Genomic DNA, 20,427 nt, shown 5'->3' on the forward strand with positions numbered 1-20,427 from the left:
TCAGCCTTCGAGCGGGCCGGACTGCGCGGGGACGCAATCGGTCCAGGTGACGGGGGCGAGCTCCAGGTCCGCCGGCCCGTCGGGACCCCCGCGGAGGCCCGCTCCGGCCGCGCCCGCGCCCTCGTATGCGTACTCGTCCTCGTACTCGTCGTCCCCGTCCTCATCCTCGTCGGCACGGAAGACCAGCCGCGGCGGTCCCACCAGCCTTCTGCGCAACTGCACGGCCTGGAACAGCGGGGTGGCGCCGTCCGGGGCGAGCACGCTGGCCGCGATCCCGGACTTGGCGGTGACCGTGTACTTCCCGAGGGCGCCGGCGACCGCCAGCGGGCCGCCCAGGCCGCCCGCGCGGACCCGGAGGTTCATCTGGGCGCCGTGCTGCTCGGAGACCAGGATCGCGGTGGGGCCGGTGCGCACGACCTCGGTCACCACGACGTACTCGCTGCGCCAGGTCTTGTCCGCGTACCGCTCGCGCAGCGCGTCCTGGAGTGCGAGCAGGTTCCCCACGGTCTCCTGTACGCAGCCCGATGCCTGGAAGAGCGTGGCTCCGCCCCGGTCGAACGTGATGGACAGATTGGTCATGACATCGGCAGTGGGGTCGTCCAGGCGGGTGTCGGCCGTCAACGCGACACAGTCCGCGGAGGAGTAGTCGAGATCGACGGTCTTGCTCTCGGCGTCCTTGGTGAACGGAATGCCCAGCTCGTCGAGGCTGGTGACCTTCCTGAACCGGTGCTGCGAGATGAGGCCGACATCGCCCAGCGCGAGGGGGGTGGAGGGGAGCCAGCAGGCGAGGTACTTGTACTTCTCGTGCAGTTCTCGCGTGTACCGGTCGGGGATGGAGCTCATGTCTGGCCTGGCCTCTCGCGCCGGATACTCCCTGAAAAGACGGGAGTTGGGACTCGGCCATCAGGCTAGGGCGGACGCGGTGGCCTTGTCCGGGATACGTGACGGAACGTCCGCCCCACCGGGGCGGGGAGTGTGGGCGCGGACGGCCGGGCGAACGTACGGGACCTGGGCGGAGCAGGGCCCGGTACGGCCGATCAGAGGCGGGAACAGCACTCCTTCGAGGGAAAGGGAGGGCCGGAACCAGTCGGTGAGGCACTCGGCTGCCGAAGACATTGTGTCGGCCCCAGCCGGGGCTGTGCGGCACCGCGGTGCCGCTGGCAGTTGCGAGGAGATGTACACGTGATGCGTGTGTGGAAGAGTGCGGGCCTTGCCCTGGCGGTCGGTCTGGCGGTCCTCGGCGGTGCGTCCTCGGCCTCGGCGGACGCCGAGGCTCACGGGCTCGCGGCGGGCTCGCCCGGCGTCCTGTCGGGCAACCTGATCCAGATCCCGATTCACATCCCGATCAACGTCTGCGGTAACACCGTGAACGTGATCGGTGCGCTGAACCCGGCCGCCGGCAACGTCTGCGTCAACACCTGAGGTTCCTGAACCCCACTCGTCCCGTCCTGGCGGTCAGCCGGGGCGGGACGCGGTCGTTCGTGGACGCGGCGCGGGCCGCGTCCACTTCTTCCGTCCAGGGGATCAAGAAGCGCGGCCGTAACGGACGTTCCGGCTCCAGATCCGTTCCAGTCGTACGCGGGTGCCCGGGCGGGGGGCGTGCCAGATCTTGTCATTGCCGGCGTAGATGCCCACGTGTTCCATGGTCGAGCCTCTGGGGAAGAACACGAGATCGCCGGGCGTGCGGTTCCGACGGGAAATGTGCGAGGTGTTCTCGTACTGCTGATCCGCGGTACGGGGCAGCCGTCTTCCCGCTTTCCGGAAGGAATAGAGCGTCAGGCCCGAACAGTCGAACCGTTTGGGTCCCGTGGCGCCGCGGGCATAGGGCGCGCCCTCCTTCGACGCGGCCACGGCCAATGCCCTGACGCCGTACGGCGCAGCCGCGTAAACGGGTGACACGGGGCCGGTCGACGTGCCGACGGTCAGGAGGAATAGGAACAGCAAGGCGCGGGGGAGACGGGATCTGGCGGCGCGGCGAACAGGGTGCTGAGCCTGTCCGGCCTTACGGGAGTCGGTCTTTGAGACGGACATCGCGATACCTCCGCGTTCGGTTGCAGATAACGGTCGGTCGAATACGTCGAAGTCCTGCTTTCGGTGACGTAGTTCCTGACGGGCAACGGCCGACCAGTTTTCTCCGATGCGGCCCTCGATTCACTTTAGACATGGGTTGGGTTGTATCGATTTTGCAACAGATCCGCGAAATTATGGAAAACATATCCGGCGGAAGTGTCCGACTCGACAGGACAGCCGGGTAGTTCGCGTGGTGCTGTTGACCGGGGCTACCGGGAGTCGCCAGACTCGATTACCTGCGACCTCCGGCACCCGGACCGGGCGACCACCTCATGAGCAGGGGACGTTGTGACTGGACAGGTAATTCCGCACGAGGTACTGGGCATCGGCTCCCGTCGCGCCCTCGTGCTCCACAACTGGTTCGGCGACCGGTCGAGCTTCGATCCGATGCGCGAGTACCTGGACGGCGACGCGTTCGGCTACGCCTTCCTGGACTGCCGTGGATACGGGGAGGCCATCGACATCGAGGGCACCTTCACCATGGAGGAGGTCGCCGAGGACGCCCTCGCCGTGGCCGACCACCTGGGCTGGGAGACCTTCTCCGTCATCGGCCACTCCATGGGCGCCAAGGCGGCCCAGCTGATGCTGCTGGACGCCCCGGCGCGCGTCCGCTCGATCATCGGCATCTCGCCCGTGCCCGCGTCCGGCTTCCCGCTCGAAGGGGAGATGTGGGAGCTGTTCGCCGGTGCGGCGAAGGACCCCGGCAACCGCAGGGCGATCATCGACCACACCACCGGCGGAAAGCATGACGACGCCTGGCTGGACGGCATGGTGGGACGATCGGTGGGGAACTCGGCGGCGACGCCCTTCCGCGCGTACCTGGACTCCTGGTCCCGTGCCGACTTCCACGAACGGGTGGAGGGCAACCCCGTCCCCGTACTCCTCGTCGCCGGCGCGAACGACCGGGCGCTGGGGCCCGAAGCCATGCAGGACACCTGGCTGAAGTGGTACCCCAACGCCGAGCTGGAGGTGCTCCCGGACGCCGGCCACTACGCGCCGGAGGAGACCCCCGAGGCCCTCGCCGCGCTGGTGGAGCGGTTCCTCGGCCGCTGAGGCGCTCCTGACCACGTCGACGTCATCGGCCGGCCAGAGCCCTGAGCGCGGTGTTGAGTTCGAGGACGTTGACGCGGGGCTCCCCCATGAAGCCGAGCGTGCGGCCCTCGGTGTGGCCGGCGACGAGCTTTTGGACCTGCTGGACGTCGAGCCCTGCGGGTCCAGGCCGGATCCGGAGGACGTGACGGCGTCGGCCGGTACGTCCTGCGGCTTGACGTCGGAAGTAATGAATCGGCCAGGTGGCCGATGTCGAGACAACCGCGTCTTCAGCCCGGGGGTGAGCCACCTTGACGGCCTCCATACGGGCGCACCGGAACCCTTGACGCCCCCTTGACGCCGAAGCCGAGCCCCCCGTCAGGGCTGTGGCTCCGGCCCCCGTCAAGGGACGCGCCGGGATGGGCACCGGCCCCCGCGCGGCGACCACCATCGGGCTGCGTATGCCGGCTCTGCCCCCGGCCACCCTCGTGTTCGTGGGGGCGGGTAGCCGGGCGGCCGGGCGGCCTGGTAGCCCGGCCGGGGTCTCAGTCGCCGATGTCCCGGCTGCGGAAGTCCTCCAGCGTCTCGCGCCGGACGAGGAGCCGGGCCGCGCCCTCGTGGACCGCGACGACCGCGGGCCGGCCCACGAGGTTGTAGCCGGAGGCCATGGACAGCTGGTACGCACCCGCCACCGGTACGGCGAGCAGATCGCCGGGGTGGACGTCGCCCGGCAGTTCCACGTCCGCCGCGAGGATGTCGCCGGCCTCGCAGTGCCGGCCGACGACGGTGGCCGTACGGGGTCCGGCCGTCGAGTGGCGGCCGATCAGGCGCGGCGCGTAGCGGACTCCGTACAGGGCGGGACGCGGGTTGTCGCTCATGCCGCCGTCGACGGCGACGAACACCCTCTCGCCGGTGTGTTTGACGGCGAGTACCCGGTACAGGGCGATGCCCGCCGGACCGACGACGGCCCGCCCGGGCTCGATGAGGAGCCGGGGGACGGGCAGCCGGGCGGCGGCGCAGCCTCCGGCGAGTTCGGTACGCATCTTGCGCGCCAGCGCGATGAGGTCGAGGACGGCTTCGCCCGGCCGGTAGGCGACGCCGTGGCCGCCGCCCATGTCCAGCTCGGGCAGGACGGTGCCGTGCGTGTCGCGGATGCGGGCCATCAGCCCCACCATCCGGCGCAGAGCCACCAGGTAGGGCTTCACCTCGGTGATCTGCGAGCCGATGTGGCAGTGCAGGCCCGTCAGTTCGAGCTGCGGCTGGCCGAGGATCCGCGCGACGGCGTGCTGCGCGCCCCCGTCGGTGAGGGAGAGGCCGAACTTCTGGTCGTCCGTACCGGTGCGGATCTTGTCGTGGCCGCCGGCCGAGACGCCCGGGACCACCCGCACCATGACCTTCTGGTGCCCGTCGGGGCCGACGGCGGCCGCGATCCTCGCGATCTCGGACGGGCTGTCGATGACGATCCGCCCCACACCGAGGCGCAGCGCCGCCTCCAGATCGCGGGGCGACTTGGCGTTGCCGTGCAGCACGATGCGCTCCGGCGGGAATCCGGCGGTGACGGCCAGCTCCAGTTCCCCGGCCGAGCAGACGTCCAGGCCCAGCCCTTCCTCCCGTACCCAGCGCACCATCGTGCGGGACAGGAACGCCTTGGCGGCGTACAGCACGTCGGCGTCGGGGAAGGCGTCCCGATAGGTCCGACAGCGCGCGCGCACCTCGCCCTCGTCCAGTACGTAGGCCGGTGTGCCGAACCGGTCGGCGATCTCGGTGAGGGGGACTCCGCCGACAGCCATGCCGCCGTGCGGGAGCGGGGCCGTGGACGCGGGCCAGACGGACAGTTCACCGGCACCGGCCGGCATCTCGGAGAGGACGGCGATGGTCATGTGTGATCCCTTCAGGCGGTCCGGGCAGTGGTCTCGGGTTCCGGCGGGACAGGCGGGACAGGCGGGACCGGCGGGACCGGAGACACAGGCGGGACCGGCGGGACCGGCGGCCCGAGCGTGGCGGTGATCGCCGCCGGGGTGGCCGGGGGAGCGGTGAGGGTCGGGTCGACGGTCAGCAGGTTCACCCCGAGCGGTTCGGTCATCGCCCGGAGCGCGGCTTCGGCGAGCCGGATCCGGGGCTGGGCCGCGCCGAGCGCGGCGGCCAGCCGGTCCGGGCTGGTGAAGCCGACGGCGGTACGCGTTCCCAGCGGGGTGCGGAACAGCCGCAATACCAGGTGTGCTCCTCCCGGCCGGACGGGCACGTACAGAGGCCCGGCCGGGGTCCGTTCTTCAGGCTCGGGGTCGTCGTCGTACAGGAACAAACACATGGGGCCCTCCCTGAGGAACCACGAGTGGCGGTAGGCGCCCCGGGCGCTGGGAGGCGGTCCGGGAAGCACCGTCGAAGCTATCCCCGTATCCGCGCGGCTGTGGCCACCCCGTTACGCGCCCCATACGGCGACTGGCCGAGTCCTGACGGATCGTTGACGCCCGCCGGTGCCGGTGCGGCGACCGCGTAGCCCGCGATGTGACGGCTGATCAGGTCGTATCTCCGCAAGGGGGAGCGAGTGCGACATGGGGGGCGCGTGGGGGTGCGCGAGATATCGACCTGATCACAAGGCGCCCGACCCGGGACCATTCCTTTTAGGTGTGCCTTACCTAAGTTGTATGGTGACGCGGTCAGACCGGCAAAGGGAGGCAAGTGGTGTCCTTAGGTGACGTCCGTCTGGTGGCGGACGATCTGGACGTCGGGCACGCGGGACGCCCGGTTCTGAAACAGGTGAACCTGTCGCTGCGGGCCGGCGCGATCACCGTACTGGTCGGCCCCAACGGCTGCGGCAAGTCCACCCTGTTGCGCACGGTGGCCGGTCTCCTTCCGCCGCTCGGCGGCGAAGTGCGCATCGACGACGTACCGCTTCGCCGGCTGGCCCGCCGTACGCTCTCCCAGCGCCTGGCGTTCCTCCCGCAGACCTCCCACGCACCGGCCGGGGTGACGGTACGTGAGCTCGTACGCCACGGCCGGTACGCCCATCGCGGCGCGCTCGCCCGGCACACCGGCGAGGACACCGAAGCCATCGAGTGGGCGCTCGACGTCACCGACGCGACCCCCCTGATGGACCGCCGGCTCGACGAGCTGTCGGGCGGTGAGCGCCAACGGGCCTGGCTGGCCATGGTGCTGGCGCAGCGGGCCGGGGTCCTGCTGCTGGACGAGCCCACCACCTACCTCGACATGCGCCACCAGTTCGAAGTGCTCGACGTGGTGCGGCGGCTGGCCCGGGAACACGGCATCGCCTGCGGGGTGGTGCTGCACGACCTCATGCAGGCGGCGGCCTACGCGGACGAGGTGGTCGTCGTCGCGGACGGCGCGGTCGCCGCGGCCGGGGCGCCGGACGACGTGCTGACCCCGGACGTCATCCATCACGCCTTCGGCCTGCGGGTCGACGTCGTCCGCGATCCGCGGACCGGATACCTCGCCTGCTTCCCGCAGCGCTCCGACGCCGAGGCGGACACGGGCGCCGAGCCCGCCGCCACGTCCTGAACCCGCACACCAAGGAGAGTTCCCCCATGCAGAGGATCCTGCGCGCCCTCGCGACGAGCGGTACGGCCGCCGCGCTCATGCTGTCGGCCGTCGGCTGCGGTTCCGGTACGGCCGGTGACGCGGCGGGCGGCAAGCCCGCCGGGGAGAAGCCGGCGACGGGCAAGATCACCGTCGACACGGCGCAGGGCCGGGTCGCCCTGGACAAGCCCGCGACGAAGGTGGTGACGCTGGAGTGGACGTACACGGAGGAGCTGGTCGCCCTCGGCGTCACCCCGGTGGGCAACGCCGACAACAAGGGCTACGGCACCTGGATCACGGCGAAGGGGGCCGGCCTCGCGGAGTCCGTCACCGACGTCGGCAGCCGCAACGAGCCGAGCCTGGAGAAGATCAGGACGCTCCAGCCGGATCTCATCGTGATCGACGACGACCGCTCGAAGGCGAACCTCAAGGCCCTCCAGGGCATCGCCCCGGTCGTGTCGTTCAAGTACACGACCAAGCCCCAGCTCGACACGATGAAGAAGAACTTCACCGAACTGGCCAAGGCGCTGGGCAAGGAGGCCGAGGCGGCCGAGGTCACCCGGCAGATCGACACCAAGGCCGCCGACCTCAAGGGGCGGCTGGACAAGGCGGGCAAGGGCGGTCTCAAGTACGCCGTCGCGCAGGGCTTCACGGCCAACGGCACCGCCTCGATCCGGATGCTCACCGACGACGCCATCGCGCCCGAGGTGCTGAACCTCGCGGGGCTGAAGAACGGCTGGAAGGGCGAGCCCGACGCGTGGGGCATGACCACCGTCGGCGTGGAGGGCCTGACCAAGGCCGAGCAGGACGCGACCTTCCTGTACGTCGCCAGCCAGAAGGACAACCCGTTCACCGGCGACCTCGCCGGCAACGCGGTCTGGAAGGGGCTGGAGTTCGTGAAGAACGACAGGGTCCTCCCGCTCGATCCCGGGACCTGGCTCTTCGGCGGCCCGCTGTCGGCGCTGCACATCCTCGACGAGACCGGCAAGGCTCTGAAGGTCTGATGACTTCCCCCGCCCGTCCGCTCGACCCCGCCAGTCCCCTCCTGCCCGTCCGGCTGCTCGGCCGCGGCCCGCGAGCCGTACTCGTGGGCTGCGCCCTGTCGCTCGTTCTGTGCCTGGTCGCCGTCGTCCACCTCGGTCTGGGGGCCTCCGGCGTGGGCATCGGCGACATCGTGGACCTGCTCGCGGGCCACGGCGCGCCCCACACGCGGGACGTCCTGGTCGGCAGCCGCCTGCCGCGCACGCTGACCGGCCTGGTCGTCGGCGTCGCGCTCGGCGTCTCCGGCGTCCTCGTCCAGGGAGCGACCCGCAATCCGCTGGCCGCTCCCGACACCCTGGGCGTCAACGCCGGTGCCTACTTCGCCGTGGTGCTGGTGGCGTTCACCGGGGTGAGCCTGGGCCCGCTGCCCGCCGGAGCCGCAGCCTTCCTCGGCGGCGTCCTCGCCATCGCCCTCGTCTACCTGCTCAGCAGCAGGGGCGTGCTCACACCCGGACGGGTCCTGCTCGCCGGGGCGACCGTCGCGCTCGCCGGCACGGCGGCCGCCGAGTTCCTGCAGATGCTCGACCTCCAGGCGACCCGCGGACTGTTCTTCTGGGGCAACGGCACCCTGATGCAGTCCGGGCTCGAACGGCCGCTTACGCTCGGCGCGGTCGTTGCCCTGGGCGCGCTGGCGGCACCGCTGCTGGCGCGGCCACTGGACCTGCTGGCGCTCGGCGACGAGACGGCCGAGGCGATGGGCGTGCGCGTGGAGCGCATCCGTCCCGCCGCCTTCCTCATCGCGGTACTGCTGTCCGCCTCCGCGGTGTCGCTGGCCGGACCGATCGGCTTCGTCGGACTCATCGCACCCGTCATGGTGCGGCAGTTGGGGATCCGCAAGCACGCCCTGCTCCTTCCGATGGCGGCGGTGCTGGCCGCGACGGTGCTGCTGGCGGCGGATGCGGCCGCCCAGCTGGCCGTGCCGCCGTCGGCCGTCTACACCTCGGAGATCCCGGTCGGCGTGGTGACCGCGCTGATCGGAGGCCCCGTGTTCATGCTGCTCGCGCGCCGGGTGAGCACCGGCGACGCCGACACCGGCGCCGCGGTCACGGTCTCGGGCGGCCGCCGGACCCCCGCCTACACCGTGGCGCTCGGCAGTGGGCTCGTCGCGCTGGCCGTCGCGATGGCGCTGTCCCTGCGGGTCGGCGACGTCGAGATCGGCTGGAGCCAGCTCGGGACGGCACTGTTCGGGTCCGCCGGACAGATCACCGAAGCGGTGGTCTCGTACCGGCTGCCGCGCATCCTGGTGGCCGCCCTGGCCGGTGCCTGCCTGGCCGTGGCGGGTGCGGCCGTGCAGGCGGTCGTACGCAACCCCCTCGCCGAACCCGGGCTCGTCGGCGTGACCGGCGGCGCTTCCCTCGGCGCCGTGCTGGTCATCCTCGTCGTGCCCTCGGCGCCCCTTGCCGCCCTGCCCGCGGCCGCGGGAACCGGGGGTGTGCTGATGCTCGCCCTCGTGCTCCTCGTGGCCCGGGGGAGCAGGGAAGGGGGCCGTGCCGGCCTGGATCCGACCAGGGTGGTCCTGGTCGGGCTCGGCGCCGCCGCCACCTCGATGGCCCTGGTCAACATCATGGTGGTCGGCGCGCAGATGAACATCTCGGCCGCGCTCAGCTGGCTGGCCGGCAGTACCTACGCCCGGGACTTCACCGCGCTCGGCTGGCTCGCGCTGCCGGCGCTGGTCGCGATGCTGCTCGTGATCGCGGCGAGGCCGGTGAACCTGTTCGCCCTCGGTGACGAACTGCCGCGCGCCCTGGGCCTGGACCTGGGACGGGCCAGGCTGCTCGTGCTGGCCGCGGGCGCCGTACTGGCCTCCGGTACGGCCGCGGCGGTGGGCGCGGTGGGCTTCGTCGGGCTGGTCGCCCCGCACCTGGCACGGCGGATCGTCGGCAGCAGCACGGCGCGGATGGTACCGATGGCCGCGGTGCTCGGAGCCGTCCTGGTCGTGTCCTCGGACGCGCTCGGGCGCTGGCTGCTCGCCCCGACCGAGATTCCGGTGGGCATCGTCACCGCGCTGGTGGGTGCCCCGTACCTGGTGTGGCTGCTGCGCCGGACCCAGGAGGTCTGACCGAGGACGAACGGCGGTGCTCGGCGGGGCCGAGGCCCTGTGCCCCGGCCCTGAGCGTGCGTGCCGCGAGCACGCCGAGCAGGCAGACGAGAGCGGAGGCCAGGCAGACGGCGGTGAAGGCGCCGGAGAACGCCGACCGGGCGAGCGGCCGGAGGGCGGGTTCGAGGAGTTCGAACCGCCCGGTCTCCACGGCCGCCCGGGGCGGCAGGAGGCCGTCGGGCCCCGACCCGGACCTCAGCCCGGACCTCAGTCCGGCCTCCAGGCGGGCCGAGAACAGCGCCCCGAAGACGGCGACACCGGCCGCCGTGCCGAGCGGGTAGCAGGCGTTGGTCAGCCCGGAGGCCATCCCGGCCCGCTCTGCGGGCACCGCGCTCACCGCCACCCCCATCAGCGGCGGGAAGATGACCGCGCCGCCGGCGCCGAGCAGCACCAGGCCTCCGGCCGTCGCCACGGGCCCGGCGTCCGTCCCCGCGGCGGCGGCGAGCGCGAGGAGCCCCAGCCCCTGCAGGGCGAAGCCGGCGGCGACCAGCTGAGCGGGAGCGAAAGCCTTCTGCAGCCGCGCGACGAACAGGCCCGTCACCAGCAGACTGCCCGTCAGCGGCAGCAAGTACAGGCCGACTTCGAGCGCGGACAACGCGTGGGCGCTCTGCAGCCAGAGTGTGGTGAAGGCGAGTACTCCCAGGCTCGACATCCGGGCCAGGAACCCCAGTACGGCCGCCCCGGAGAAGGCGCGGATCCGCAGCAGTGCCATGTCGATCAGTCCGTCGCCACCGCGCTGACTGGCGACCAGAGCCCCGGCGAGCACGACCCCGAGTGCGGCGGAGCCGAGTACCCGCGGCGCCGTCCAGCCGGCCTCCGGGCCGGTGACCAGCGGATAGTGCAGAGCCAGGAGCGTGCCGACGCCGAGCGCCGCGCCCAGCGGATCCAGCCGTCGGCGGGACTCCCGCGGCGCGGCCGACTCAGGCATACGGGCCAGCGCACCCGCCACGACCAGGATCCCGATCGGGACATTGACGAGGAAGATCCACCGCCAGCCGAGCGTCTGCACGAACAGCCCGCCGGCCACGGGCCCCAGCGCCCCTGCGGCGGAGGCGATGGCCGCGAACGCGGCTATCGCGCGCTGGCGGCGGACGCCTTCGTACGCGGCCGCCAGCAGGGCGAGGGTCGGTGCGAACACCAGGGCGCCGCCCAGGCCTTGGGCCGCACGGGCGCCGATGAGGGTACCGGCGTCGGGCGCCAGTCCGCATCCGGCCGAGGCCAGGGTGAACAGCGCCATCCCGGAGGCGAACACCGTCCGCCGCCCCACGCGGTCGGAGAGCGCGCCTGCGGTGAGCAGCAGGGCGCCGAAGGCCAATGAGTACGCCGATACCGTCCACTGCACCCGGCCGAATCCGGCATCCAGGTCCCGGGCGATGTCCGAGAGGGCGACGTTCACGACGGTGACGTCCAGGGTCATGACCACGCCACCGGCGCTGACCAGGGCGAATGTCCATCGGGGAGTGCGACGGCAGGGAGGCACCGCTGATCACCTCGAAGATGAATCCCGAAGAAGGGTAGTTTGGTTAGCCTAACCTAATGAGCCAACTGGCAGGCTGTCACGCGGGAGGGATGGCCGGAAGTTGAGCTTGCTGGTTAGGTGAGGCTTACCTAATCTGTCCTGTGCCTGGGCCGCTCTTGCCCTGGTGAGCCGACCCCGCGACCACCGGAGCCCTTCGATGCCCCTCCCCCCCGATCATCCCGTCCCCGCCCTCTCCGAAGTGGCCCCCGCGGCCTGGCGGGAGGCCAACCGCCGACTCCTCGCCAAAGCGCTGGGCGAATGGTGCTTCGAGGACATGCTCAAGGCGGCGGAAACCGGAGACGGCGGATACCGCGTCGATCTCGACAGCGGTACGACCTACGCGTTCAACGCCGCGCCCGGCGCGTTCGGGTGGCTGCGGGTCGAGCCGGGCTCGATCACCCGTACGGCCACCAGCATGCTCGGCAACGCGGTGGCCGAACCGGCATGGGACGCCCAGCAGTTCCTCCTCGAAGCGGCATCGACCCTGGGCAGCGACGCCTCGACGATCGCCACCTACTTCACCGAGCTGGCCGCCACGCTCGCGGTCGACGCCGCACGCATCACCCACGGCGGCGAGACCGTGGCGCAGCTGCGCACCCTCGGCCACACCGAGCTGGAGTGCCGGATGACGGGGCACAGCCTCCTCGTCGCGAACAAGGGCCGTATCGGCTTCTCGGCCACCGACGTACGGAACTACGCGCCCGAGTCTGCCCGGCCGCTCAGGCTCCAGTGGCTGGCCGTCCACCGCGGTCTGGCCGAGTTCCGCGGCACCTCGGAGCTGTCCGAACGGGAGATCCTGGCCCGCGAGCTGGACGAGGAGACGCGGGCCCGCTTCACGGCGGTCCTGGAAGCGGCCGGAGTCGACCCGCAGGGCTACGTGTGGATGCCCGTGCACCCCTGGCAGTGGGACCACGCCGTCCAGATCCTGCACGCGGCCGATGTGGCGCAGCGGCGCGTCATCCCGCTGGGCGACGGCCCGGACGCGTACCTGCCGGGCCAGTCCATCCGCACCATGGCCAATGCCACCACCCCCGGCCGGTACGACGTCAAACTCCCGCTGAAGATCCTCAACACCCTCGTCTGGCGCGGCATCCCGCCGCACTGCACCATGGGTGCCCCCGTCGTCACCCAGTGGCTGCGCGGACTCGTGGAGCGCGACGCCTTCCTCACCGACGAATGCCGGACCGTCTTCCTGGGCGAGGTAGCCTCCGTCACCGTCCGCCACCCCTACCTGTCCAAGCTGGAGGACGCGCCCTACCAGCATCTGGAGACCCTGGGCTGCATCTGGCGGGACTCGGTCACCGCCCGCAAGGACCCGGACGAGCGGGTCCGCACCTTCGCCTCTCTGCTCCACGTCGACCACACCGGCGACGCGTTCGTGGCCGAACTCGTCCGGGCCTCGGGCCTCGACGCGCAGGAATGGCTGCGCCGGCTCTTCGACACGCTGCTCGTCCCGATCCTGCACGTGCTCTACCGGTACGGGGTCACGTTCAACCCGCACGGCCAGAACACGCTGGTCGGCTACGACGAGAACGACGTCCCGGCCCGGCTCTACCTGAAGGACTTCGTCGACGACGTGTGCGTGTCCTTCACCGACGTGCCCGAGCGCGGACCGGAGCCGGACGGACACGACCACGTCCTGCCCCGCAAGCACCCCTCCGTCATCAAGCAGCACGTCATGGATCAGGTCTTCGTCGGCCACTTCCGCTACCTCGCCCCGCTCTGCGCCGAGCAGCTCGGAGTACCGGAGAAGACCTTCTGGCGCACGGTCCGCCAGACCATCCTCGACTTCCAGCACCGCTTCCCCGAACTGGCCGACCGGTTCGCCGAGTACGACCTGCTCACCCCGCAGATCCCCCGGTACGGGCTGAACCGCGACCGGATCGTCGTCACCCGGTACGGCGACCGCGCACTGCGCCACGCGCTGTACCCGAACGGGACGCACCCCAACCCGCTGGCAGAAGCCTGAGGAGGCCAGGGCGTGATACCGCTCACCGAAGCACTCCCCGCGCCGTTCCCCCTCCCGCCCTCCTTCCCTCCCTCCCTGCTCGCCGGGTCCCGGGAGGGCCTGGCCGGGGTCTCCGCGGCGCTGGCCGATGTCGTCGGCACCGTGCTGAACGCCCGCCGCCCGGCCGGACCGATCCCGGCCGGCACACCCTCGGACGTCCTCGCGGCGGCGGCCGGGACGCTGGGGCCGGCCCGGCTCCCCGCCGAGGGAGTCGGCGCCGAAGCCGCGCTCCGGCTGCTGGCCACCGTGCTCGTCCGACACGGAATCGATCTGGCACACCCCCGGGCCGCGGCTCACCTGCAGCCGCCCCCGCTCGCGGTCGCCGTCGCCGCCGACACCCTGGCGAGCGCGGCCAACGCCTCACTGGACACGTACGATTCCGGCCCGTCGGCCCTCGCCGTCGAACGCTGGCTCATCGGCGTACTGACCCGCCTCGCGGGACTCGGGGAGCGTGCCGACGGCGTCCTCACCCCCGGCGGTTCGCTGTCCAACCTCCTTGGCCTGCTCCTGGCCAGGGACGCGGCCGCCCACCGGCTCGGCGTCGACGCCCGGGAGGACGGGGTGGCGGCCCTGCCCGGACCGGTGGTGTTCTGCTCGGAACTCGCCCACTTCTCGGTACAACGCGCTTGCGCCGCCCTGGGGTTGGGCGAGAAGGCCGTACACCTCGTACCCACCGACGAGCGATGGCGGATGCGGCCCGCCGCGCTTGCCGCCGCCCTGGACGGACTCGGTCCCGGCCGGACGCCGCTCGCGGTCGTCGCCACCGCCGGCACCACGGACTTCGGTTCCGTCGACCCGCTCCCGGAGCTCGCCGAGATCGCCGCGGGCCACGGCATCTGGATGCACGTGGACGCCGCGTACGGATTCGGCGCCCTGTTCTCCGAGGCACTGGCCGGCCGCCTGGCCGGACTGGAACTGGCCGACTCGATCACCCTCGACCTGCACAAGATCGGCTGGCAGCCCGCCGCCACCAGTGTGCTGCTCGTGTCCGACCCGACCGCCTTCACCGCTCTCGACCGAGAAGTCCCCTACCTCAATCCGGCGGACGACTCCGAAGCCGGCTACGACGGCCTGCTCGGCCGCAGTCTGCAGACCACCCGCCGCCCTGACGCCGTCAAGGCCGCCGCCACCCTGCTCGCGTACGGCCGCAGCGGAATGGGTCGCATGGTCGACGTCTGTCACGGCCTCGCCCGGCACGCCGAGCGCCGCATCCTCGCCGAACCGGAACTCGAACTCGTCTCGCCCGCCGAACTGACCACCGTGGTCTTCCGCTACCGGGGCGCCGACCCCGACCCGGACGCCGCCGACCGCCTCAACGGCGCCCTGCGCAGGCGGCTCCTGGAAACGGGCAGCGCCCTCATCGGACGCACCGAGGTCCGCACCGCCGGCCCCGGCTCGACGGCGCGCGTATGCCTGAAGTTCACCCTGCTCAACCCCACCGCCACCGCGGACGACCTCGACGGCCTCGTGGACGTCGTCCTGGACGCGGGCCGCACCTGTGAACGACTCGTAGAGGAGAGCGCCGCATGAGCACCACTGCCGCGGCTTCCGCCCCCGGCCCCATCCCCACCCCCGGCCCCATCCCCACCCCCGGCCCCATCCCCACCCCCGGCCCCGCCCCTTGCCGGGCCGCCCCCGCCGATCCGCTGCACGCACCCGACGCCCGTGCTGCCGCCGAACACGCCCACCTCGAAGCCCTGTTGCGCTGCTGGCTGCTGGAGACGGGCGCACCGGTCACCGCCGGCCCGCTGCGGATCGAACTCCCCGCCTCCGGACTGGCGCTCGTCACCGAGGTCACCCACCGCTCGCCGACCGGCTGGCACCGCTTCGCCCCCGTCCGTCTGGAGGGACCCGGCGGTCCGCTCGGCGCGGCCGCCGACCCCGTCACCGCCGTCGCCCTGCTCTCCACCGAGGCGGCCGTACGCGGCGGAACCCGCCCCGGCGGCGTCCCGGCCGGCGAGGTTGCCGACCTGGTGGAACGCACCGCCGAGTCCGTACGCCGCGTCGCCTCCTTCCTCTCCGACCGGCGCGCGCGCCCGAGCCCGCCCGCCGGGGTGGACGGCTTCCTGGACTCCGAACAGGCCCTGTTGCTCGGACACTTGAACCATCCCGCGCCCAAGAGCCGTGACGGCATCTCGGACAACGACGCGGCCGCCTTCTCGCCCGAGCTGCGCGGCTCCTTCCGGCTGCACTGGTTCGCCGCCGACGAGTCGGTGGTCTCGCACGACGCGGTGGACAAAGCCCCGTCCCTCGCCGGACAGGACACCGTCGCCCTCCTCGCCGATCTCGCCGGCCGCCGTCTGGACGACGGCCGGGTCCTCGTTCCCGCACACCCGTGGCAGGCCCGTGACCTGCTGCACCGCCCGCGCACCGCCGCCCTGATCGCCTCCGGCGCGCTCGAACCGCTCGGCGAACTGGGCCCCGCATGGTGGCCGACCTCCAGCGTGCGCACGGTGTACCGGCCCGACGCCGACGTCATGCTCAAGCTCTCGCTCGGCCTGCGCCTGACCAACTCCCGCCGCGAGTCCACCCGTACGGAGCTGCGCCGCGGCCTGGAGATCAACCGGCTCCTCGACGCGGGGTACGCGGACAGCACGTTCCACGCCCACCCCGGATTCGCCATCACCCGGGACCCCGCCTGGCTCGCCGTGGACGAGCCGGGCCGCCCGGACGGACCCGAGGTGACCGGCCTCGACGTCGCGGTACGCGAGGTTCCCCGCGACATCGCCGACCTGCGCTGCCTGGTGGGCCTGGTCGCACCCCGTCCCGGGCTGGGCCGCAGCACGCTGGGCGAGCTGGTGTCCGGCCTCGGCGCCGGGGCCGCCGAGCAGTGGACCGCCGACTACACCGACAAGGTGCTGGTCCCCATGCTGCACCTGTACGCGGCCACCGGGATCGGCCTGGAGGCCCACCAGCAGAACACCCTCGTCCGGCTGGACGGCCGGGGCCGGGTGACCGGCGGCACGTTCCGCGACAACCAGGGCTACTACCTGGCCGCCTCGTACCTGCCCGGTCTGCTGGGGCGGCTCGGTGCCGGCTCCTCCACCCTGGCCGTGGTCGACGACGCCCTCGTCGACGACAGGCTGTCGTACTACCTGCTGCGCAACCAGGCCCTGTCGGTCATCGGCTGCCTCGCCGTCGACGGCCTCGCCGACGAGCGCGAGCTGCTCGCCGTACTCGCCGGCCGGCTGCGCGCCGCGCTGCCCGCCCTCGCGGCGGCCGGACCCGACGGCGACCGCCTCGCCCGCCGCTGGCTGGAGGCCGGCACCCTGCCCTGCAAGGGAAACCTGCTCACCCGGCTGCACGGAATCGACGAGGTGCTCGCCCCCCTCGACGCCCAGTCCGTGTACCTCGACGCCCCCAACCCCCTCCAGGAGGCCACGACATGACCCCGGCGCAGCCGTTACACCAGGACGACGACCACCTCGCCCCCGTCGCCGCCACCGTCCCCGGCCCGCCGCTCCCGCACCTGGACGGCCCCTGGTCGGCACGGGTGGCGCAGGCCCGGGGAGCAGACCTGGACCTCGTGCACGGCTGGATGGAGTCACCGCACATCGACGCCTTCTGGCATCAGGCATGGCCCCGCGAACGCTGGGCGGAGGAGATCGCCGGACACCTCGCGGGCGACGCCGTCCTGCCCGTCCTGATCGGCCACGACGGACAGCCGTTCGCGTACATCGAGGTCTACCGGGTGACGCGGGACCGCCTCGCCGGCCACTACCCGCACCTGCCCCACGACCTGGGCCTGCACATCGCCATCGGCGAGGCGAGCCGCACCGGCCGCGGCCTGGGCCGGAGCCTGCTGCGCGCGGTCGCCGAGGGCCTGCTCACCGCGGACCCCGCGTGCACGCGGGTGGTGGCCGAGCCCGACGTGACCAACGTCCCCTCCCTGAAGGCGTTCGCGGCCGCCGGATTCCGCCGCGCCGGGGAGGTCACCTTTCCCGACAAGACCGCCGCCCTGCTCGTGCACCCGCGCCGGGAGGAGGACGTGCCCCGATGAACGGACCCACCAGCGAGCACGACGTGGTGGCCGTCGGCTGCGGCCCCTTCAACCTCGGGCTCGCGGCACTCGGCTCGACCGTCGACGGTCTGGACCTGGTCGTACTGGAGGAGCAGCCCGAGCTCACCTGGCACCGCGGGATGATGTTCGGCGACGCTTCGATGCAGGTGAACTTCCTCGCCGACCTCGTCACCCTCGTCGCCCCCGGCCATCCGCTGTCGTTCCTCGCGTACCTCCACGACATGGACCGGCTGTACACCTTCACCGTGCGCGAGAACTTCTTCCCCTCCCGCCGCGAGTACGAGGACTACCTGCGCTGGGCGGCGGCGCAGCTTCCCGCGGTGCGCTTCTCGCACCCGGTCCTGGAAGTCGACTGGGACGCCGCCGCGGAAACCTTCACCGTGCACGCCGTGCGCGGCGACGGCACGCACCTGCGGATGCGCGCCCGCAACCTCGTCCTGGGCATCGGCACGGCCCCGTACGTACCGGACGCCCTGGCGGGCCTGCCCCCGTCCCGGCTGCTGCACACCGCCGACTACCTGTACCGGGCGTCCGAGGCGGACGCCGCCGCGAAGGTCACGGTGATCGGCTCGGGCCAGTCCGGCGCCGAGGTCACGGCCGACCTGCTGGGCCGCAACCTGGCGGGCGGACCGGCGGTGAGCTGGCTGACGCGCACCTCCTCGTTCGCCCCGCTGGACTACACCAAGATGGTCCTGGAGATGACCACCCCGGCCTACATGCAGTACTTCCACTCCCTGCCGGAGGAGGTGCGTGACCGGCTGACCCGCGAGCAGTGGCAGTTCTACAAGGGGATCTCCACCGACACCCTCGACGAGATCCACGAACTGCTCTACCGCCGCCAGCTGGAGCACGGCCTGGCCGAGGCCGAACTGCGTTTCGGCATCACGGTGGAGGCGGCCGCCACGGATCCGGCGGGCCGGGCGGTGCTGACCTGCCGGCACCGCGACACGGGCGGGACCTTCGAGCACACCACCGACCTGGTGGTGGCCGCGACCGGCTATCGCAATCGCCCGGCCGCGTTCCTGAAACCCATCGATGACCTGCTGTTACGGGACGGACGAGGGCGCCACCGGGTGCGCCTGGACCACTCCGTCGAGCTCGCGGACGGGGTGACCGGCCGTGTCTTCGTGGCCAACGCCGAGACCCACAGCCACGGCGTCTCCTCGCCCAACCTGGACATCGGCGCGGTGCGCAACGCCACGATCCTGAACGCGATCACGGGCCGGGAGGCCTTCCGGCTGCCGAAGCGGAGCGCGTTCACGACGTTCGATGCCCCGCGCCGGAGGCTCCGGGCGGGGCTGGACCGGTCCTCCGGCGCGAGCTGATCAGCCGGTCAGCCGATCGGCGTCCGGGCCTCCGCGCGCACCTTGAGGGTGGTCTCCGCGACCTTCGCGAGGTCGACGGACGCGGGGGCCTGGCTCGCGCTCTCCGGGGTGATGACACCGACGGCGGCGCCCGTGTTCTCGTCCGCCCAGGCGCACATCGGCACGGTGGTCCTGGCTCCGTCCTCCGTCGTGGTCAGGACCTGGCAGGAGAGGGTGATGCCCGATCCGGCCGGGGTGATGTCCTTGGCGGGGACGGCCAGGGACGCGCCCTCGGCGTCCGCGGCGCCGGACAGCATCTTCCGGCGGGCATTCGCGGGGTCCTTGAACTGGCCGTACATCCCCGAGAAGACGAGGACGCCCATGCCCTGCGGACCGTCCGCGGTGTACTGGCCGACCGCCGGCTCCGGGTTGCGGATCTTCGGGTCGCGACCGCTCTTCACCGCTTCCTTGCCCTGGGTCTGGGACAGGTCCTGGGCCAGCTCGTACTCGCCGTTCAGCAGGGTCTTCGGCACGGTGAGCTTGTACTCGGCCTTCGGGAAGCCGTCTCCGCTCGCCAGGGCTCCGTCCTCCGACAGCCGGTTCACCGCGAAGCCGGCGACACCGAGCCCCGCCAGCACGGCCAGGACGATCCCGATCACCATGCCGGTGCGGTTCTTGCGCGGCGGCGGCCCCACCGGCGGGTAGCCCCACGGTCCTTGACCGGCGTACGGCTGCTGGTGCTGGTGCTGGTGCTGGTGATACGGAGGGGGCGGGCTCCCGTACGGGCCGGGGGAGTGCTGGGGCGGCGGCGGCATGCTCATGACCGAACGCTACTTCACCCTGGACGCCGTACTCCCCGTACCGCCCACGCGCGGGCCGTGAGCGGGATCGATCCGTCCGGCCGTACCGGCAGGGATGAGCGGAGTCTCGCGCGCAGGCGGGCCCGCCCGGGCGGGTCGAGGGAGGCGAGGTAACCGGGAGCCGGGCCCTGTCCGGCCAGGAACGGCTGCCACAGGTCCGCGAAGCCGGTGAAGACGGTGGCCACTTCGATCGCGGTGAGGTCCACGTCCACCAGCCCCGCCCGCGTCCACAGCGCGCGCAGCGGCTCCGGGCGGCACACGGCGAACCGGCGGCTCTCGTGCAGCGGGGCGGCCGACGCGTCCGCGCCCACGGCCGCGTCCCAGAAGTGCCGCAGGAGGTCCATGCCCCCGGCGTAGTCCCACACGTACGCGGCGACCAGCCCGCCGGGCCGCACCACCCGTACCGCCTCGGCGACGGCCGCCTGCGGCGCGGCCAGGAAGTTGATGACCAGTCCGCTGACGACGGCATCGCAGACCGCACCGGCGAAGGGCAGCGCCTGCGCGTCGGCCACCACGCAGGGTGCGCCTGTGGCCCGGAGCGCCGAGGCCGCGAAGGCGGGGGAACGCTCCAGCCCCACCACCGTACGGGGCCGGGCGTGGACGGCCAGCGCCCTGGTCAGGGCCCCGGTGCCGCAGCCCGCGTCCAGCCACCGCGCACCGGGTTCCCAGCCGAGCCACGCCACGAACCGCTCGGCGACCAGGTGGCTCCACCGGCCCATGTAGCGCTCGTAGGCGTCCCCGGCGGCCCAGGTGTCGAACCGGACTTCGAAGCGGTGCTCGGTCATGTGACCACGATCCCCGCTCCGGCCCCCGGCGGCGCGTCGGACGCGCCCGCACCGGACGGCCACCGCCGCGAGACGGACGCCCCCCGCGACGGCCGCGACCACGTCGCCCTGCGCCTCGCCGTCGTCGAGGTGCTCCGCACGCTCGCCGCCCGCCAGCC

Annotated in this window: 17 protein-coding genes and 1 pseudogene; 10 read left to right on the forward strand and 8 right to left on the reverse strand. The window is 72.4% G+C overall.

What is annotated here, in order from left to right; translation table 11 throughout:
• A complete protein-coding gene (locus AB0D48_RS33970; protein WP_362405994.1) occupies positions 1-843 on the reverse strand; it encodes a hypothetical protein in 843 nt (280 codons plus the stop codon).
• A 342-nt stretch (positions 844-1,185) separates the two neighbouring features.
• On the opposite strand from AB0D48_RS33970, the gene AB0D48_RS33975 reads away from it, so the two are divergent.
• A complete protein-coding gene (locus tag AB0D48_RS33975; protein ID WP_362405997.1) occupies positions 1,186-1,422 on the forward strand; it encodes a chaplin in 237 nt (78 codons plus the stop codon).
• A 102-nt stretch (positions 1,423-1,524) separates the two neighbouring features.
• Here AB0D48_RS33975 and AB0D48_RS33980 read toward each other — a convergent pair whose 3' ends face one another.
• Positions 1,525-2,031: an NlpC/P60 family protein gene (locus AB0D48_RS33980; protein ID WP_362406000.1), complete on the reverse strand. Its 507-nt coding sequence runs from the start codon at positions 2,029-2,031 to the stop codon at positions 1,525-1,527.
• Between the two features lie 327 nt (positions 2,032-2,358).
• On the opposite strand from AB0D48_RS33980, the gene AB0D48_RS33985 reads away from it, so the two are divergent.
• On the forward strand, positions 2,359-3,123 hold the full coding sequence (locus AB0D48_RS33985) for an alpha/beta hydrolase (RefSeq protein ID WP_362406003.1): 765 nt from the start codon (positions 2,359-2,361) through the stop codon (positions 3,121-3,123).
• A gap of 22 nt (positions 3,124-3,145) precedes the next feature.
• Here the strand turns inward: AB0D48_RS33985 and AB0D48_RS33990 are convergent.
• From AB0D48_RS33990 to AB0D48_RS34000, 3 genes and pseudogenes are all read right to left on the reverse strand, one after another.
• Positions 3,146-3,339, reverse strand: a pseudogene (locus tag AB0D48_RS33990) (potassium-transporting ATPase subunit C); the annotation flags it as partial.
• A 305-nt stretch (positions 3,340-3,644) separates the two neighbouring features.
• Entirely contained in the window at positions 3,645-4,979 is a 1,335-nt protein-coding gene (gene lysA, locus AB0D48_RS33995) for a diaminopimelate decarboxylase (RefSeq protein ID WP_362406006.1), read from the reverse strand.
• 11 nt (positions 4,980-4,990) lie between these two features.
• Positions 4,991-5,407 (reverse strand): SAV_915 family protein, encoded by a 417-nt coding sequence (locus AB0D48_RS34000; protein WP_362406009.1) that lies wholly within the window; start codon positions 5,405-5,407, stop codon positions 4,991-4,993.
• Positions 5,408-5,781: 374 nt separating this feature from the next.
• Between AB0D48_RS34000 and AB0D48_RS34005 the strand changes: the two genes are divergently transcribed.
• Genes AB0D48_RS34005 through AB0D48_RS34015 form a run of 3 tightly spaced genes read left to right on the forward strand, consistent with a single transcriptional unit; the run spans position 5,782 to position 9,733 of the window.
• Entirely contained in the window at positions 5,782-6,615 is an 834-nt protein-coding gene (locus AB0D48_RS34005) for an ABC transporter ATP-binding protein (protein WP_362406012.1), read from the forward strand.
• A 26-nt stretch (positions 6,616-6,641) separates the two neighbouring features.
• The gene (locus tag AB0D48_RS34010) at positions 6,642-7,637 is read left to right on the forward strand and encodes an iron-siderophore ABC transporter substrate-binding protein (protein ID WP_362406015.1); all 996 of its coding nucleotides are present in this window, start codon (positions 6,642-6,644) and stop codon (positions 7,635-7,637) included.
• Positions 7,637-9,733 carry an iron ABC transporter permease gene (locus tag AB0D48_RS34015; protein ID WP_362406018.1) on the forward strand — a complete coding sequence of 699 codons (2,097 nt, stop codon included), beginning with the start codon at positions 7,637-7,639 and terminating at the stop codon, positions 9,731-9,733. The genes AB0D48_RS34010 and AB0D48_RS34015 overlap by 1 nt, the downstream gene beginning before the upstream one ends.
• Here the strand turns inward: AB0D48_RS34015 and AB0D48_RS34020 are convergent.
• Entirely contained in the window at positions 9,672-11,252 is a 1,581-nt protein-coding gene (locus AB0D48_RS34020; protein ID WP_362406021.1) for an MFS transporter, read from the reverse strand. The genes AB0D48_RS34015 and AB0D48_RS34020 overlap by 62 nt on opposite strands.
• A gap of 196 nt (positions 11,253-11,448) precedes the next feature.
• On the opposite strand from AB0D48_RS34020, the gene AB0D48_RS34025 reads away from it, so the two are divergent.
• Genes AB0D48_RS34025 through AB0D48_RS34045 form a run of 5 tightly spaced genes read left to right on the forward strand, consistent with a single transcriptional unit; the run spans position 11,449 to position 18,645 of the window.
• Positions 11,449-13,260: an IucA/IucC family siderophore biosynthesis protein gene (locus tag AB0D48_RS34025; protein ID WP_362406024.1), complete on the forward strand. Its 1,812-nt coding sequence runs from the start codon at positions 11,449-11,451 to the stop codon at positions 13,258-13,260.
• 12 nt (positions 13,261-13,272) lie between these two features.
• Complete coding sequence (locus tag AB0D48_RS34030; protein ID WP_362406027.1) at positions 13,273-14,829, forward strand: pyridoxal-dependent decarboxylase; 1,557 nt, start codon at positions 13,273-13,275, stop codon at positions 14,827-14,829.
• Positions 14,826-16,688 carry an IucA/IucC family protein gene (locus AB0D48_RS34035; RefSeq protein ID WP_362406030.1) on the forward strand — a complete coding sequence of 621 codons (1,863 nt, stop codon included), beginning with the start codon at positions 14,826-14,828 and terminating at the stop codon, positions 16,686-16,688. Before AB0D48_RS34030 ends, AB0D48_RS34035 begins: the two co-directional genes overlap by 4 nt.
• A complete protein-coding gene (locus AB0D48_RS34040) occupies positions 16,685-17,299 on the forward strand; it encodes a GNAT family N-acetyltransferase (protein ID WP_362406033.1) in 615 nt (204 codons plus the stop codon). Before AB0D48_RS34035 ends, AB0D48_RS34040 begins: the two co-directional genes overlap by 4 nt.
• Complete coding sequence (locus tag AB0D48_RS34045; protein ID WP_362406036.1) at positions 17,296-18,645, forward strand: SidA/IucD/PvdA family monooxygenase; 1,350 nt, start codon at positions 17,296-17,298, stop codon at positions 18,643-18,645. Before AB0D48_RS34040 ends, AB0D48_RS34045 begins: the two co-directional genes overlap by 4 nt.
• Before the next feature lie 8 nt (positions 18,646-18,653).
• On the opposite strand, the gene AB0D48_RS34050 is transcribed toward AB0D48_RS34045, so the two are convergent.
• The gene (locus tag AB0D48_RS34050; RefSeq protein WP_362406039.1) at positions 18,654-19,445 is read right to left on the reverse strand and encodes a hypothetical protein; all 792 of its coding nucleotides are present in this window, start codon (positions 19,443-19,445) and stop codon (positions 18,654-18,656) included.
• 14 nt (positions 19,446-19,459) lie between these two features.
• Entirely contained in the window at positions 19,460-20,269 is an 810-nt protein-coding gene (locus AB0D48_RS34055) for a methyltransferase domain-containing protein (protein WP_362406042.1), read from the reverse strand.
• Positions 20,270-20,427: the final 158 nt, after the last annotated feature.

This window comes from Streptomyces sp. NPDC048269 (assembly GCF_040652395.1).
Taxonomy (GTDB): Bacteria; Actinomycetota; Actinomycetes; order Streptomycetales; family Streptomycetaceae; genus Streptomyces.